At 64.7% G+C, this 15,924-nt stretch carries 14 protein-coding genes; 7 read left to right on the top strand and 7 right to left on the bottom strand.

From position 1 onward, the window contains the following. The first annotated feature begins 168 nt into the window (after positions 1-168). Together E4K65_RS31465 and E4K65_RS31460 are read left to right on the top strand one after the other, a co-directional pair. Complete coding sequence (locus tag E4K65_RS31465; protein WP_235885791.1) at positions 169-2,019, top strand: putative bifunctional diguanylate cyclase/phosphodiesterase; 1,851 nt, start codon at positions 169-171, stop codon at positions 2,017-2,019. A 383-nt stretch (positions 2,020-2,402) separates the two neighbouring features. Then, positions 2,403-2,615: a hypothetical protein gene (locus E4K65_RS31460; protein WP_135177422.1), complete on the top strand. Its 213-nt coding sequence runs from the start codon at positions 2,403-2,405 to the stop codon at positions 2,613-2,615. Between the two features lie 20 nt (positions 2,616-2,635). Here the strand turns inward: E4K65_RS31460 and E4K65_RS31455 are convergent, their stop codons facing one another. Then, positions 2,636-3,472 (bottom strand): universal stress protein, encoded by an 837-nt coding sequence (locus E4K65_RS31455; protein WP_167771297.1) that lies wholly within the window; start codon positions 3,470-3,472, stop codon positions 2,636-2,638. A 212-nt stretch (positions 3,473-3,684) separates the two neighbouring features. Here E4K65_RS31455 and E4K65_RS31450 point away from each other — a divergent pair, with 212 nt between their 5' ends. Together E4K65_RS31450 and E4K65_RS31445 are read left to right on the top strand one after the other, a co-directional pair. Further along, positions 3,685-5,232 carry a Do family serine endopeptidase gene (locus tag E4K65_RS31450; RefSeq protein ID WP_167771296.1) on the top strand — a complete coding sequence of 516 codons (1,548 nt, stop codon included), beginning with the start codon at positions 3,685-3,687 and terminating at the stop codon, positions 5,230-5,232. 267 nt (positions 5,233-5,499) lie between these two features. Continuing rightward, complete coding sequence (locus E4K65_RS31445) at positions 5,500-5,862, top strand: hypothetical protein (RefSeq protein WP_026312964.1); 363 nt, start codon at positions 5,500-5,502, stop codon at positions 5,860-5,862. A gap of 12 nt (positions 5,863-5,874) precedes the next feature. Here the strand turns inward: E4K65_RS31445 and E4K65_RS31440 are convergent, their stop codons facing one another. Both E4K65_RS31440 and E4K65_RS31435 read right to left on the bottom strand, forming a co-directional pair. Further along, the gene (locus E4K65_RS31440; RefSeq protein WP_135177419.1) at positions 5,875-6,156 is read right to left on the bottom strand and encodes a DUF6496 domain-containing protein; all 282 of its coding nucleotides are present in this window, start codon (positions 6,154-6,156) and stop codon (positions 5,875-5,877) included. An 89-nt stretch (positions 6,157-6,245) separates the two neighbouring features. Then, complete coding sequence (locus E4K65_RS31435) at positions 6,246-6,440, bottom strand: DUF3072 domain-containing protein (RefSeq protein WP_027546239.1); 195 nt, start codon at positions 6,438-6,440, stop codon at positions 6,246-6,248. A gap of 115 nt (positions 6,441-6,555) precedes the next feature. On the opposite strand from E4K65_RS31435, the gene E4K65_RS47700 reads away from it, so the two are divergent. After that, a complete protein-coding gene (locus E4K65_RS47700) occupies positions 6,556-6,777 on the top strand; it encodes a hypothetical protein (protein WP_167771303.1) in 222 nt (73 codons plus the stop codon). Positions 6,778-6,796: 19 nt separating this feature from the next. Further along, on the top strand, positions 6,797-7,006 hold the full coding sequence (locus E4K65_RS47695) for a hypothetical protein (protein ID WP_027546237.1): 210 nt from the start codon (positions 6,797-6,799) through the stop codon (positions 7,004-7,006). A gap of 93 nt (positions 7,007-7,099) precedes the next feature. Here E4K65_RS47695 and E4K65_RS31425 read toward each other — a convergent pair whose 3' ends face one another. Both E4K65_RS31425 and E4K65_RS31420 read right to left on the bottom strand, forming a co-directional pair. After that, the gene (locus E4K65_RS31425) at positions 7,100-7,339 is read right to left on the bottom strand and encodes a hypothetical protein (RefSeq protein ID WP_135177418.1); all 240 of its coding nucleotides are present in this window, start codon (positions 7,337-7,339) and stop codon (positions 7,100-7,102) included. Positions 7,340-7,434: 95 nt separating this feature from the next. Beyond that, a complete protein-coding gene (locus E4K65_RS31420) occupies positions 7,435-7,704 on the bottom strand; it encodes a hypothetical protein (protein WP_135177417.1) in 270 nt (89 codons plus the stop codon). Here E4K65_RS31420 and E4K65_RS48900 point away from each other — a divergent pair. Beyond that, complete coding sequence (locus E4K65_RS48900) at positions 7,637-8,065, top strand: hypothetical protein (RefSeq protein WP_235885789.1); 429 nt, start codon at positions 7,637-7,639, stop codon at positions 8,063-8,065. The two genes, E4K65_RS31420 and E4K65_RS48900, sit on opposite strands and share 68 nt — an antisense overlap. Here the strand turns inward: E4K65_RS48900 and E4K65_RS31410 are convergent. Continuing rightward, positions 8,062-9,552 (bottom strand): HWE histidine kinase domain-containing protein, encoded by a 1,491-nt coding sequence (locus E4K65_RS31410; protein WP_135177415.1) that lies wholly within the window; start codon positions 9,550-9,552, stop codon positions 8,062-8,064. The two genes, E4K65_RS48900 and E4K65_RS31410, sit on opposite strands and share 4 nt — an antisense overlap. A 13-nt stretch (positions 9,553-9,565) precedes the next feature. Continuing rightward, entirely contained in the window at positions 9,566-15,853 is a 6,288-nt protein-coding gene (locus E4K65_RS31405; RefSeq protein ID WP_027546232.1) for a HAMP domain-containing protein, read from the bottom strand. Between the last annotated feature and the right edge of the window lie 71 nt (positions 15,854-15,924).

Here is a 15,924-nt window from a genome sequence, read left to right as displayed (position 1 = left end):
ACTTGCCTCACAAGGCGATCGGATTCCTTCAGGCCGGGGTAACCACCGCGTCCGCGGCGAACGTTCGATTAACGCCCGCGCAATGCTAAGAGTCTCAATCTGCGGTTCAGGAACGCGAGATATCTGCGGGCATGAGGCCTGCACTCGGCCAGTTGGGGTGGCATGAGCATGCATCGCTTGTTCGCTGAGCAGCTTCGCTGTGCCACCGAAGCGACCGGACGGGTCGATCTCGACAAGTTGGGCGAACTCGTCAGCGCGGCCTACGAGGCAAACGACCGCGATCGCCAGCGGATCGCCGACGCGCGCGCCCAGACGCACGATCAGGTCGAAGAGGACTTGCTCCGGACCCGCGAGTTCCTCGATACGATCGTCGAGAATATCCCGATTGCCGTGTTCGCAAAGTGCGCGAAGGATTCCCGCTACATTCTGCTCAACCGAGCCGGCGAGGACTATTACGGCCTGCCCCGCGAACAGATGCTGGGCAGGACTCCCGAGGAGATTTTTCCGGCGGACGTTGCCCGCGTGGTCAACGAGCAGGACCGCAGGGTCGTCGCCAGTGGAATGCCGATGTTCCTCGAGGAACACCTACTCGAGGTCGGCGTCAAGGGCCACGATCGCGTCGTCAATTCGCGCAAGATGCTGATCAGGGACGGCGCCGGCGATCCGCAATATCTGGTCGGCGTGATCGAGGATGTCACCGAGCGTGTCACGAACCATGAGCGCATCAGTCATCTTGCCCATCATGATGCCTTGACCGACCTGCCGAACCGCAGCGCCTTCAACGCGGAGCTGGACGAGCGGCTGGAGCGGGCGCAGGAGGCTTCGACCGGCTTTGCAGTGCTCAGCCTCGATCTCGACCGCTTCAAGGAGGTCAACGACGTGTTAGGGCACCCCGTCGGCGACATGCTGATGCGGGCGGCGGCGGATCGTCTTGCCGCAGAAGCCGACGGCGCCTTCGTCGCCCGCATCGGCGGCGACGAGTTCATGATCCTGATGCCCGACAACGCGCGCCGCGAGGACGTGCTGACGCTGGCCGAGCGTCTGGTCGAGGTGATCCGCAAGGAGCTCGAGGTCGACGACTATCTCTCCCAGGTGGGCGTCAGCGTCGGCATCGCCGTCTACCCCGATGACGGCGTGGATCCCGCGACGCTGCTTGCCAACGCCGATTCCGCGCTCTATCGCGCCAAGCGCGAGGGCAGGGCCCGGGTCTGCTTCTTCGAATCCGAGACGGACCAGGAGCTGCGTGATCGCAGGCTGTTGCAGCACGATCTGCGACAGGCGCTGGAGCAGAACCAGTTCCTCGTCTACTTCCAGCCGCAGGCGCGGATGGATGGCGAGGTCATCGGCTTCGAGGCGCTGCTGCGCTGGAATCACCCGACGCGGGGCTTCGTGCCGCCAGACCAATTCATTCCACTTGCCGAGGAGAACGGGCTGATCATCCAGATCGGCGAATGGGTTCTGCGCGAAGCATGCCGCGAGGCGGCATCCTGGCCACGGCCGTTGCAGGTCGCGGTCAATTTGTCGCCGGTCCAGTTCCAGGCCGGCGACCTCGAACGCTCGATCCACCAGGTTCTGCTGGAGACGGGGCTTACGCCGACGCGGCTCGAGGTCGAGATCACCGAGGGCGTGCTGATCGGCGATTTTACCCGCGCGCTCAATCTGCTGCGGCGATTGAAGGCACTCGGCATCCGCATTGCGATGGACGATTTCGGCACCGGCTACTCCTCGCTGTCCTATCTCCAGTCGTTTCCGTTCGACAAGATCAAGATCGACCGCAGCTTCATCTCCAACCTCGAGGCGACGCCGCAATCGGCCGAGATCGTCCGCGCCGTCCTCAGCCTCGCGCACGCGCTGAATATCCCGGTCATCGCTGAAGGGGTGGAGACGGAGGCGCAGCGTGCCTTCCTGGCGCACGAAGCCTGCGAGCAGATGCAGGGCTATCTCGTCGGCCGACCCGACCTGATCGAGCGCTATCTCGACCTGGTCGGCGTGACCGTGGAACGCCGCCTCTACGCCTAGTCGCCGCCCGAAACGAAATGAGCCGCCGGTTCCATGCCCGCACGGCTCCAAAGTCGCAGGCTGCGTTGATAGCGTAGCCGTGGTGTACCGCCGTTACCTTGTTTGCGGCCATACGCAAAAAATTATACGCGCGACAGGGACGTCGGGCTGTGCTTTGCCTCACACATGCCGTAACTTTGTGGCTGGTTCGGCGTTGAGCGGTACGCTGCTGAGATCCATCGCCAAACATTTGTAAAGTTTGCGCCAAAGCAAAGCGGCCGCGTTGCAGCACACGTTAACATTCCCGAGACCGACGGCGTTGCGCAGAAAAAGTTTCGCACAAGTGCAATGCCCCTGACGCAAACCGGAGAAATAAGCCGGGTGTGACCGAGAGGGAGATTCTCATGGAGAACGTACGTCGCTACCGTGCGCTGGCGTCCCTCTGTCGCCAGCAGGCGGCCTACCGGCCGCTCCAGAACTGGGAACTCCTCGGCCAGGCCGAACATTTCGAATATCTCGCCGAGCTCGCACTCAAGGCGCATTTCGATGCGTGCAATGTGCACCGCGACGAGAACGCCACCGCAACCGCTGGATGGGAGACCCCCGCTGCGGCGTGAGAGAGCCGGGCCAGCTTCGGTCAGTGCGACATCAGCGTCGGCACCGTCATGGCTTCCAGCATGGCGCGGGTGACGCCGCCGAGAACGCGCTCCTGCAATCGCGAATGGCCGTAGCCGCCCATCACCAGGAGATCGAGGCTCTCGTAGGCCGCCAGCGACAGGATGGTCGGCTGGATCTCGGAGCGGGTGGCTGACAGGCCGTCCGTGCGGGTCGAGAGCCCGCGCCGGCCGAGATGTCTTGCCAGATTGCTTGCCGACACTTCGCCGGGCACCACGTCGGCTTCGTTGATCGTGATGATCACGATCTCTTCGGCGCGCGCCAGGAACGGTGCCGCGTCGCGCATCGCGCGGGCGGCGAGCCGGCTGCCGTCCCAGCAGATGCCGATCCGCCTCGCCTTGAAGGCTCCTCGGAAAGTGTACGGCAGGAACAGCACCGGGCCGCCCGCCTGGAACAGGATCTCGCCGGGCACGTCGTTGTCGAACGAGCTTTGCGCGGGATCCGGCTGAAGCACGATGCTGAGGTCGTGCAGCCGCGCCATCTCGCCGAGTGATCTGGCCGCATCCACCGGGATCGCGCCGAGCGGGTGGCATGTGTAGGAAATGCCGGCGTTCGCCGCCTCGCTTCCGAACACCGCGAGCGCAGTCTCGGCCCGCTCAACTGCGCGCTCGCGTTCCAGTTCGAACACGGCCGCCAGGGCGGCCCCGCCGTCCATGACATAAGCTGCACTGGCTGCGAGATAGCCGACCGCGGCCGCGTCGAGATGGGCGTTGAAATGCGCTGCGAGCGAGATCGAGCCGTCGATCGCCGGACGCATCGGGCGCTCGGTCGGGATGTGGACGAGAATATCCTTGTACATGGTGCGCCTCCGATGGACATCGTTCGGTGGCCGCAGTCTTTCACCGCGCGGGAGGGCGGCGTTGAGCTGCATCAAATGTGCAGCCGTGATGTCCGGCCGTGCCGCGACCGCACCACCTTTGCCAAGATTTAATCGCGTGGACGGGACACCGTAAGGTGCGAGCGGCCATGTTGCGTGCAAGGCGACACCTGACCCAACATGGACATTTCGACATGAATGACCGCGTCAATCCCGACATCACCACGTCCCGCACGATCTTTAAGCCGCGCCGGCTCGCGCTGCTTGGCACCGTGGCCGCGCTTGGCGTGGCCGTGCTGGCTGCTTCTCCCGGCGCTTCGCCGCTCGGCATAGCCTCCTTCATCGCGCCGGCCCAGGCCGCGGAAAGCGCTGCGACTCCGCCGGGCTTCGGCGACCTCGTCGCCAGGGTCAAACCGGCCGTCATCTCGGTGCGGGTCAAGATCGACCAGGACAACGACAAGAGCGCAATGCTGCAACAGAACCGGATGGATTCGGACGAGGACTCCCCGTTCGACCAGTTTTCGCGGCAGTTCGGCTCCCGCGGCCCGGGGGGCATGAACGGTATGCCGCGCCAGCGTCACCAGATGGTCACGGGCGAAGGCTCCGGTTTCTTCATCTCAGCCGACGGCTATGCCGTGACCAACAACCACGTCGTCGACCACGCCGAGTCCGTGCAGGTCACCATGGATGACGGGACGAGTTACACCGCGAAGGTGGTCGGCACCGATCCGAAAACCGATCTCGCGCTGATCAAGGTCGATGGCAAGAAGGACTTCCCCTTCGTCAAGTTCTCCGACCAGAAGCCGCGGATCGGCGACTGGGTGGTCGCGGTCGGCAATCCCTTCGGCCTCGGCGGCACCGTGACCGCCGGCATCGTCTCGGCCAGCGGCCGCGACATCGGCAATGGTCCCTATGACGACTTCATCCAGATCGACGCGCCCATCAACAAGGGCAATTCCGGCGGCCCGGCCTTCGACATGAACGGCAACGTGATCGGCGTGAACACCGCGATCTTCTCGCCGTCGGGCGGCTCGGTCGGCATCGGCTTCGACATTCCGGCCACGACCGCAAAGCTCGTCGTCGCGCAGTTGAAGGACAAGGGTGCGGTCACCCGCGGCTGGCTCGGCGTGCAGGTGCAGCCGGTGACGTCAGAGATCGCCGACAGCCTCGGCCTGAAGGAGGCGCGCGGCGCGATCGTCGACAATCCGCAGGACAATAGCCCGGCGGCAAAGGCCGGCATCGAGGCGGGCGACGTCGTCACCGCCGTCAACGGTACCGCGATCAAGGACTCCCGCGATCTCGCCCGCACCATCGCCACGCTGGCGCCGGGCACGTCCGTGAAGCTCGACGTCTTCCACAAGGGCGCGAGCAAGACGGTGACCCTCGCGCTCGGCGAACTGCCGAACGAGCGGCAGGCCCAAGGAAACGGAAAGGCCGACGAGGGCAAGGCGCAGCCGGGCAACGGCACGCCGCGCCTCGGGCTCAGCCTGGCGCCCGCCGGCGACGTGCAGGGCGCCGGCCAGAAGGGCGTCGTCGTCACCGAGGTCGATCCGCGAGGGCCGGCGGCGCAGCGCGGCATTCAGACCGGCGACGTCATCCTCAATGTCGGCGGCAAGCCCGTCGCCAATGTCGGCGACGTCCGCTCCGAGCTGGCGCAGGCCAAATCGTCCGGCAAGTCCAGCGTGCTGTTGCAGGTCAAAAGTGCGGACGCGACCCGGTTTGTCGCGGTGCCACTCGCGTAGGTCGAGCTCTTCCGGCGCAAATCCAAAAAGGCGGCCTTCGGGCCGCCTTTTCTCGTTGGCATCCGAGATACCCACAGGTCGCCGATAACATTCTCGTCAACGGCAGCATTGGTGACAGGTTCGTCCGAAAAAGCCGCGTTCGCTCGTCAGAATTCGATCGCGTGTTGCCTTGGCGGCAATGAAGGCGCCCAGGCGAGTTGCAAGAGTGGAACTTCGGACCTCCGGCCGTCTTATGGAACCGGCGGTTCGTATTTGATCGGTGCCGACATGGATCGATTGAAGCTCTCGCTGAGACGTGCGCTGCTCGTGGCGCCGCTCGTGCTGTCGGCTGGAAGTGCCCTGGGGCGCGATGATGGCCGCTACGCCGATTCGCCGCTCAAGCCCTGGTTCGACAGCCTGCGCAGCCATCTCGGCCCGTGCTGCTCGGACGCTGACGGATTTGCCGTCTCCGATCCGGATTGGGAGTCGCATGACGGGCACTATCGCGTGCGCCTCGATGGGCAGTGGGTCGATGTGCCCGATGAAGCCGTCATCACCGAGCCGAACCGCGCCGGCCGCACCATGGTGTGGCCGGTGAAGACCGCGTTTGGCATCTCGATCCGCTGCTTCATGCCGGGCAGCATGATCTAGCGCCGATTGCCGCTATCGCTTGGCGGATTTGCGTTTGGACGTTTTCTTGCTCGTCCTTTTTTTGGATGCCTTCTTCTTGGATGTCTTCCGCTTCGAGGCCTTCTTCGGGACCTTCTTGCCTTTCTTGCGTGCCTTCGACAGGCCGATTGCGATCGCCTGCTTGCGGCTCTTCACACGTCCGCCGCGACCACCGGGGCCGCTCTTTGCCGTGCCCTTCTTGTAGCGCCGCATTTCGCTTTCGACGTCGCTGCCGGCGCTGCGCGAGTAGCGGCGTTTCTTTGCATTGCGTGCCATTCGGATTCTCCCTTGGCCGGGAGAAAACCCATTCGGCATAAGCATGGTTCCGAAAGCGCGCCCGCAACGTTCCGGATGCACGATGCAGCCTAGAAGGAATTTGCCAGTTCGATCTCCGCCTCGAGCACCTGGATGCGACGCGCAGCTTCAGTGAAGGACAGATCGCGATCATATTGCGCGGGCTGATAAGCCTCCTCGCTGAGCCGCTTCAACCTCAGGCCCTGTGACCTCGTCATCTGCTCCGCAAGGAAAACCCTGGCGTCGTATTTACCTTGAACCTGCATCTGGCCTCTCCGTTCTGAAATCGTGACTTGACTATATGTTCTTATTTTGTTCTAACAAGCCATGGACAACAGAATTAATGAAATTCGACGTAAGATCAGCGCCTTGAGGCTGGAAATGGCCGATGTCGAGGCGTCCGTGCGCGGTCTCGTCGATCGCGATCGCGACTGCTCAGAAAAGGCCCTGGCGCAGATGGATCTGCGCCGGAGAATCAATCTGCTGATCGGCGAATGGAAGGCGGCTGGCGGTGGCGATGTCCTGCCGGATGTTCGCGATCGTGTGCGTCTTCGTTCCCTCAAGAAAGCCGCGGGTCCCGTGCGCGCAATCGCGCGCCGCTGAGACATTTTGGGAGCGCGCCATGGAGGAAGACCCGGACACGTACCGGATCTTGAGACTGCGCGCCGAGATCCTCGAACTGGGATCCGCGATCCGGCAATTGCAGCGCGAGGGTCTCGACGATGCCGCGGCCCAGCTTCTGATCGCACGCAAGCGGGCGCAGCTCGATCATCTCGTGAAGACGAACTCCGCGGGCGGTGGCCTGAACATCGCCGACATCCGGCGCAGCTGAAGCGCGCGCGGACGATGGCGTGAGAAGGATTGGAGCGAACACCAAAGCAAGAAGGCCCCGCGATCGCGGGGCCTTCGATGAACGGCGGCGAGCCTACTTGGCGTTGGTCGTGCCCTTGTTGTTCGTCATGGTGCCGCCCTGGTCGGAGCCGGGACTGGAGCCGCCCTGACCGGAGGGATCCGCGCTCTTGGATTTCGTGTTGGCGCCCGTCGTCTGCGAGGACGACGTCGAGGATTCATGTTTCGCCTTGTGCGACTTCGCCTGCGCGGCGAACGGGGCGGCGGCGAGGCCGGTTGCCAACATCATGGCGAGGGCGAGCTTGGTCGTCTTCATGCGCGGGAACTCCCTGAGTTAAAATGACGCAGGCAGCCAACTGCCATCCGCCGCCGGAGTTCCCGACAAAGCAGTTCGCAGGTTTCACGCGCGGTTCAAGATTCCTTGTCCTCGGCGATGATGAACACGATACCTGTGAGCATCGCGCCGATTGCGAAAGTCGTCACTAACGTGACGACGAAAACGGCAGCGGCCGAATCTCCGCCATGTTTCAGCAAATTTGCGACCGGCGGGTTGGATAGAATGAGCGCGAGACCGAAGGCGAGGCCGAGCGCCGCGCCCATCATCGCGTGCGTCATGATCGTGATGATGCCGATTGGAGAGATCAGACTTCTCGACTTTTTCGGCGACTTTCTCACACGCATGGAACCGACCTCGATCATCCGTGCAACGCAGCCGGCGATTTCGGGTTCCATTGGCATGAACGATTTGTCACGTCGGGCTTCATCCGACGTTCATGCCGACCTTGCGACCATGGAAGCCGTCAACACGGGAACATTCGATATGGGTAAGGTTGTCTTTCTCTATCGCTCACTGGCCTATCGAAACGCGGCCGCCGATATGCTGCGCAAGGCGCGCAAGCTGCCACGCGGTGCCGAGCGAAGCGCGGCCCGCCGCTATGCGATGGCGTTACGCGATCTCGCGCAAACAGAAGCTTGGCTCGAAGGGCGCATCGCCCATGAACCGCGGTCGGTGCAGCGCATGAAAGTCGCCGCGTCGGGTTAACCCGACGCGCGCTGGAGCGCGAGGGAGGTGGCGGCGTCGAACTTGCCCTGCGCGGCCGCGGTCGGGGTCTTCCGGGTCAACGGCACTTCCAGGCGGCACAACAGGCCCTCGGCGCGCCAATCGAATTGCGCCTGTCCGCCGAGCTGGGACTCGACGCTCGCAAGCAGGCTCCGCGTGCCGAAGCCGCGAGATTTCGGCGTCCTCACAAGTGGGCCGCCGGATTCCTCCCAGATCAATGTGAGGTGGTCCTCCTTGACCTGCCAGCTGATCATGAGCCGTCCCGACCGCGTCGAGAGTGCGCCATACTTTGCCGAGTTGGTGAAAAGCTCGTGCAGCGCCAGCGCCAGCGTCTGGGCGGTTGCGGGCAGCAACTGAACCTCGGGCCCCGCCAGCTTGATCTGGCCGCCGAGCGAATAGGGCGCGAGTTCCTCGTCGATCAGCTTCGAGAGTTCGGCGCCCTGCCAGCTCGACAGCGACAGGATCGTATGCACGCGCGCCAGCGCGTTGATACGCCCCTCGACGGCGTTGACATAGGCCTTGACCTCGTCGGCTCGGGTGAGACGCACGATCGATTGCGCCAGCGCCAGCGCATTCTTGGCACGATGATCGACTTCCCGCGCCAGCAGATTTTGCCGCTCCTCGGCCCGCTTGCGGTCGGTGATGTCCACGGTGACACCGCTCACGCGCACCACGCGGCCGGCCTGGTCCACCGTTGCGGCCGCCGTGCCGACGCACCAGCGCACCTCGCCGTCGGGCCTGCTGACGCGAAACTCGCCTTCATAGGCGTGCGCCCCGGTGTTGAACGCGGCGATCGCCTGGCCAAACCGGTCGACGTCGTCAGGGTGCAGCAGAGCCTGGATGTTCGCCGAGGTGACGTTGAAGGTCTCCGGCGTCACGCCGAAAATGCGATACTGGCCCTCGTCCCACATCCAGTCGCCGTTGATCCAGTCCCAGTCCCAGGATCCCATCTTGCCGGCGGCGATCGCCATGCTGCGGCGCTGTTCGCTCTCGCGCAGCTTTGCGGTCGAGTTCTCCAGCTCGGCCGTGCGCGCGCGAACGCGATCCTCGAGTTCCTGGTTCAGCCGTTCGAGCTCGCGGGTCTTGCGATAGAGCTCGGCAAACACCTTGATCTTGGCGCGCAGCACCTCCGGCACCACGGGCACAGGAACATAGTCGACCGCGCCCATCTCATAGCCGCGCAACCGGTCGATGTCGCTCACCTGAATGGCCGAGATGAAGATCATCGCCGTCTTCTGGAAGCGCGGATGCTCCCGGATCATCGCCGCGAGCTCGAAGCCGTCGAGCTCGGGCATGCAGACGTCGACCAGGATCACCGCGATCTCGGTCTTGAGCAGCACCTCGAGCGCCTCGCGGCCGGACGAGGCGATCACGAGGTTCTCGCCGAGTTCCTTCAAGATCACCTCATAGGCGAGCAGCTTGGCCGGCTGGTCGTCGACGAGGAGGATGTTGACCTTTTCGTGGTCCATTCGCGCATCCAGCTCAGCGGTGCAGCCACATGCGGATTGCAAGCAGCAATTGATCGGTGTTGACGGGCTTGGCGAGGTAGTCGGACGCGCCGGCTTCCAGGCATTTCTCGCGGTCGCCCTTCATTGCCTTGGCGGTCAACGCGATGATCGGCAGGCGCGCGAAGGCCGGATTTTCGCGGATCACGCCGATGGTCTGATAGCCATCCATCTGGGGCATCATGATGTCCATCAGCACGATGGCGATTTCCGGATTGGACTCGACCAGCGTCACTGCCTCGCGGCCGGTGGTCGCCGTCAGCACCTTCATTCCGCGCCGTTCCAGCACGCTCGACAGCGCGAAGATGTTCCGGGCGTCGTCGTCGACCAGCAGCGCGGTCTTGCCGATCAGGTCCTCGTCGGAACTGTTCAGCTTCTCCAGCATGCGCTGCTTCTCGACCGGCAGTTCCGTGATCACGCGGTGCAGGAATAATGCGGTCTCGTCGAGCAGGCGCTCGGGCGATTCCACGCCCTTGACCACGATGCTGCGCGCCATGGTGTGGAGCTCGGCATCTTCCTCCGCCGAGAGCTCGCGGCCGGTGAACACCACCACCGGAATGTTCGAAAGTGCTTCGTCGTGGCGGATCTGGTCCAGCACCTCGAAACCGCTCATGTCGGGCAGGCGCAGGTCCAGCACCACGCAATCGCAGGGCGCTTCGCGCAGCGTCGAGAGTGCGCCGGCGCCGGTGTCGGTCGTCACGATCTCGATGTCGTCGTGATGCAGGAGCTCGCGGATCGAGAGCCGCTCGGCCTCGTTGTCCTCGACGATCAGGAGCCGCTTGCGACGCGGCCGCGCATATTCCTTGATCTGCGCCAGCGCGGCCGAAACCCCCTCGGTCGTCGTCGGCTTGTTGACGAAGGAGAACGCGCCGCGCGCCAGCGCATGCTGGCGGTCCTCGTCGAGCGTGATGATCTGCACGGGGATGTGGCGCGTCAGCGGATTGTGCTTGAGCTGGCTCAGCACCGTCCAGCCGAGCATGTCCGGCAGGAACACGTCCAGCGAGACCGCTCTCGGCTGGTATTGCTTGGCAAGTTCCAGCGCCTCGGCACCGCGAGCCGCGACCAGCACCTTGAAACCCTTGTCGCGCGCGAGATCGACCAGCACGCGTGCGTAATGCGGGTCGTCCTCGACGATCAGGAGGATGCTGTCGCCGGGTTCGAGGTTGAGGCGGTCGTCGGGAAGCTGCTCGATGACGCGCTGCTCGGGCGCCGTCGGTTGCAGCGCCGGTGGCTGGCTGTATTGCTGTGGCGTGGCGCGCGGCGCAAGTGTCGGGCCGGAATATTTCAACGGCAGATAAAGGATGAAGGACGAGCCCTTGCCCGGTGCGCTGCGCAGATGGATTTCGCCGCCGAGCAGGCTGGCGAGCTCGCGGCTGATGGCGAGGCCAAGGCCGGTGCCGCCATATTTGCGGCTGGTGCCGGCGTCGGCTTGCTGGAACGCCTCGAAGATCAGCTTCTGCTTCTCCAGGGGAATGCCGATGCCGGTATCGGACACCTCGAACGCGATCACGGCCGGCGCGGAGTTCAGCACCGGGTGATCCGTTCCCCAGCCGCCGAGCGCGCCGCCGACCTTCAGGCGCACTTCGCCTTCGGCGGTGAACTTGAAGGCGTTGGAGAGCAGGTTCTTCAGAACCTGCTGCAGGCGCTTGGAGTCGGTGACGATGCTGCGCGCGAGGTTCGGGTCGACGTCGATCTTGAACGACAGATTGCGGTTCTCCGCCTCGTGCCGGAACGGCCGCCCGACGGTTTCGAGCAGGTTCGCAGTCAGGATTTCCTCGGCGTCCACCGTCACCGTGCCGGACTCGATCTTGGAGAGATCGAGAATGTCGCTGATGAGGTTGAGCAGGTCGGTGCCGGCGCCGTGGATGGTGCGGGCGAATTCGACCTGCTTGGCCGAGAGGTTGCCGTCCGGATTGTCGGTGAGCTGCTGTCCCAGGATCAGGATCGAGTTCAGCGGCGTGCGCAGCTCGTGGCTCATATTGGCCAGGAATTCGGACTTGTACTTCGAGGTGAGGGCGAGCTCCGTCGCCTTCTCCTCGAGCGCACGGCGGGCCTGCTCGATTTCCTGGTTCTTGCGCTCGACCTCGACGTTGCGCTCGGCGAGCTGCTGCGCCTTCTGCTCGAGCTGGTCGTTGGTCTGCTGCAATTCGCGCTGCTGGGTCTGAAGCTCGCCGGCCAGCTGCTGCGACTGCTTGAGCAGGCCTTCGGTCTGCATCGTCGCCTCGATCGAGTTGAGCACGATGCCGATGGAGTCGGTGAGCTGCTCCAGGAAGGTCATCTGCGAGGTCGTGAACGAGGTCAGCGAGGCGAGCTCGATCACGGCCTTGACCTGGCCCTCGAACAGCACCGGCAGCACCACGAGGTTCTTCGGGGCGACGCGGAACAGCGCCGAGTTGATCGGCACCACGTCGGAGGGAATATCCGCGACCACGCGCGGCCGCCGGTCGAGCGCGCATTGGCCGATCAGGCCGTCGCCGAACGGCAGTACGCGCTGATAGGGGTAGACGCCGTCGCCGGCGTAGGAAGCGAGCAGCAGGAGCTGTGGATTGTCCTCGTTCTCGACCTGGTAGATCACGCCGGTATGCGCGTTCACCAGCGGCGACAGTTCGGTCAGCAGCAGCCGGCCGACGGTGGCGAGGTCGCGCTGGCCCTGAAGCATGTTGGTGAATTTCGCGAGGTTGGTCTTCAGCCAGTCCTGCTCGGTGTTCACGTCCGTCGTGAGACGGAGGTTCGTGATCATCGTGTTGATGTTGTCCTTCAGCTCCGCGACTTCGCCGCGGGCGTCGACCTGGATCGACCGCGTCAGGTCGCCCTTGGTCACGGCGGTCGCCACTTCCGCGATCGCGCGCACCTGCGAGGTGAGGTTGGCCGCCAGCAGGTTGACGTTGCCGGTGAGGTCTTTCCAGGTGCCGGCCGCGCCGGGCACGTCGGCCTGACCGCCGAGGCGTCCCTCGACGCCGACCTCGCGCGCCACCGACGTCACCTGGTCGGCGAAGGTCGCGAGTGTCTCGGTCATGTTGTTGATGGTGTCGGCGAGTGCTGCGACCTCGCCCTTCGATTTCACCGTGAGATTCTGCTTCAGGTCGCCGTTGGCGACCGCGGTCACGACCTTGACGATGCCGCGGACCTGCTCGGTCAGGTTCGCCGCCATAAAGTTCACGGTGTCGGTGAGGTCCTTCCAGGTGCCGGCGACACCGGGCACCTGGGCCTGGCCGCCGAGCTCGCCTTCGGTGCCGACCTCGCGCGCGACGCGGGTGACTTCGCCGGCGAACGCGTTGAGCTGGTCCACCATGGTGTTGATGGTGTTCTTCAGCTCGAGGATTTCCCCCTTCACGTCGACGGTGATCTTGCGCGACAAGTCGCCGCGAGCCACGGCGGTGGTCACTTCGGCGATGTTGCGGACCTGCGTCGTGAGGTTCGCGGCCAGCAGGTTGACGTTGTCGGTGAGGTCCTTCCAGGTGCCGCCGACGCCGGGCACGACGGCCTGACCGCCGAGCCGGCCCTCGGTGCCGACCTCGCGCGCCACGCGCGTCACTTCGGCGGCGAAGGAGCGGAGCTGCTCGACCATGGTGTTCAGGGTGTCCTTGAGCAGCAGGATCTCGCCGCGCACGTCCACCGTGATCTTCTTCGACAGGTCGCCGCCGGCGATCGCGGTCGCGACCTCGGCGATGTTGCGGACCTGGGCCGTCAGGTTCGACGCCATGAAGTTGACGTTGTCGGTGAGGTCCTTCCAGGTGCCGGCGACGCCGGGCACTTCGGCCTGGCCGCCGAGCTTGCCTTCGGTGCCGACCTCGCGCGCGACGCGCGTGACTTCGCCGGCAAAGCCGTTGAGCTGGTCCACCATGGTGTTGATGGTGTTTTTCAGCTCGAGGATTTCGCCCCGCACGTCCACGGTGATTTTGCGCGAGAGGTCGCCGCGCGCCACGGCGGTGGTGACCTCGGCGATGTTGCGGACCTGGGCGGTGAGGTTGCCCGCCATCGAGTTCACGCTGTCGGTGAGATCCTTCCAGGTGCCGGCGACGCCGGGCACGTTGGCCTGGCCGCCGAGCCGACCCTCGGTGCCGACCTCGCGCGCCACGCGCGTCACCTCGCCCGCGAAGCGGTTGAGCTGGTCGACCATCGTATTCAGCGTGTCCTTGAGCTGAAGGATCTCGCCGCGCACGTCCACCGTGATCTTGCGCGACAGGTCGCCGCCGGCGATCGCGGTTGCGACCTCGGCGATGTTGCGGACCTGGGCGGTGAGGTTACCGGCCATCGAGTTGACGCTGTCGGTGAGGTCCTTCCAGGTGCCGGCGACGCCGGGCACCTCGGCCTGGCCGCCGAGCTTGCCTTCGGTGCCGACCTCGCGCGCAACGCGCGTGACTTCGCCGGCGAAGGCGTTGAGCTGGTCGACCATGGTGTTGAGCGTTTCCTTCAGCTGAAGGATTTCGCCCGACACGTTCACGGTGATCTTCTTCGACAGGTCGCCCTTGGCCACGGCGGTGGCGACTTCGGCGATGTTGCGGACCTGACCCGTCAGGTTCGAGGCCATCGAGTTGACGCTGTCGGTCAGGTCTTTCCAGGTGCCGGCGACGCCGCGCACCTGGGCCTGGCCGCCGAGCTTGCCTTCGGTGCCGACCTCGCGGGCGACGCGCGTGACTTCGCCGGCGAAGGCGTTGAGCTGGTCCACCATGGTGTTGATGGTGTCTTTCAGCTCGAGGATCTCGCCGCGGACGTCCACGGTGATCTTCTTCGACAAGTCACCGCCCGCGACCGCGGTCGTCACCTCGGCGATGTTGCGGACCTGTGCGGTCAGGTTCGACGCCATCGAGTTGACGCTCTCGGTCAGGTCCTTCCAGGTGCCGGCGACGCCGAGCACGTTGGCCTGACCGCCGAGACGTCCCTCGGTGCCGACCTCGCGCGCGACGCGCGTGACTTCGCCGGCGAAGGCGTTGAGCTGGTCGACCATGGTGTTGAGCGTTTCCTTCAGCTGAAGGATTTCGCCCGACACGTTCACGGTGATCTTCTTGGAGAGGTCGCCGCCGGCGATGGCGGTGGCGACGTCGGCGATGTTGCGGACTTGGGCCGTCAGGTTCGACGCCATGAAGTTGACGTTGTCGGTGAGGTCCTTCCAGGTGCCGGCCACGCCGGGCACCTGGGCCTGGCCGCCGAGCTTGCCCTCGGTGCCGACCTCGCGTGCGACGCGCGTCACTTCGGAGGCGAAGGAGTTGAGCTGGTCCACCATGGTGTTGATGGTGTCCTTCAGCTCCAGGATTTCGCCGCGCACGTCCACCGTGATCTTGCGGGACAAGTCGCCGCGCGCCACGGCGGTGGTGACGTTGGCGATGTTGCGGACCTGTGCAGTCAGGTTGCCGCACATCGCGTTGACGGAGTCGGTGAGATCCTTCCAGGTGCCGGCGACGCCGGGCACGATCGCCTGGCCGCCGAGCTTGCCGTCGGTGCCGACCTCGCGCGCCACGCGCGTCACTTCGGAGGCGAAGGAGCGGAGCTGGTCCACCATCGTATTGATGGCTTCCTTGAGCTGAAGGATCTCGCCGCGGACGTCGACGGTGATCTTCTTGGACAAGTCGCCGTTAGCGACCGCGATCGTGACCTCGGCGATGTTGCGAACCTGGTTGGTCAGGTTGTTCGCCATCGAGTTGACGCTCTCGGTCAGATCCTTCCAGACGCCGGTCACCTCGGGCACCTGGGCCTGGCCGCCGAGCTTGCCTTCGGTGCCGACCTCGCGCGCCACGCGCGTCACCTCGGAGGTGAACACGCCCAGCTGCTTGATCATGGTGTTGACGATGTTCGCCGACTGCAGGAATTCACCGCGGAGCGGACGGCCGTCGACGTCGAGCTTGACGGTCTGGAGCAGGTCGCCTTGCGCCACCGCCGCGACCGCGCGGGTCACCTCGCGCGTCGGCCACAACAAATCGTCGATCAGCGTGTTGACGGAGCCTTCCATGTCGGCCCAGGAGCCGGAGGCGAGGCCGAACTTCACACGCTGCCGGGTCTTGCCCTCGCGTCCGACCACCTGGCCGACCAGCTCGAGCTGCTGCGCCATGCGCTGGTTGGCGGCGATGATTTCATTAAAAGTGTCGGCGATCTTGCCGTCGATACCGAGATAGTCGCCGCTCATACGCACCGAGAAATCGCCGCTACGCATGGCCTGCAAGGCGAGTAGCAATTCCGGCCGGGAGTCCGGCTCTGACGTACCGTTAGTTCTTGGCTTTGGGACGCGACGACCGGAGCGTGATGCAGATCCGGGATCGAGGTCGCTCATACTGATTCCCCCGCAGGCGTCGGCCGAATCTAAGGCGTGACGCAATTAGTCAAACTAGAGCGTCAGCCAAA

Origin of the sequence: Bradyrhizobium niftali, from assembly GCF_004571025.1 — a bacterium.
Taxonomy (GTDB): domain Bacteria; phylum Pseudomonadota; class Alphaproteobacteria; order Rhizobiales; family Xanthobacteraceae; genus Bradyrhizobium; species Bradyrhizobium niftali.
This window is presented reverse-complemented; position numbering and strand designations above follow the sequence as displayed.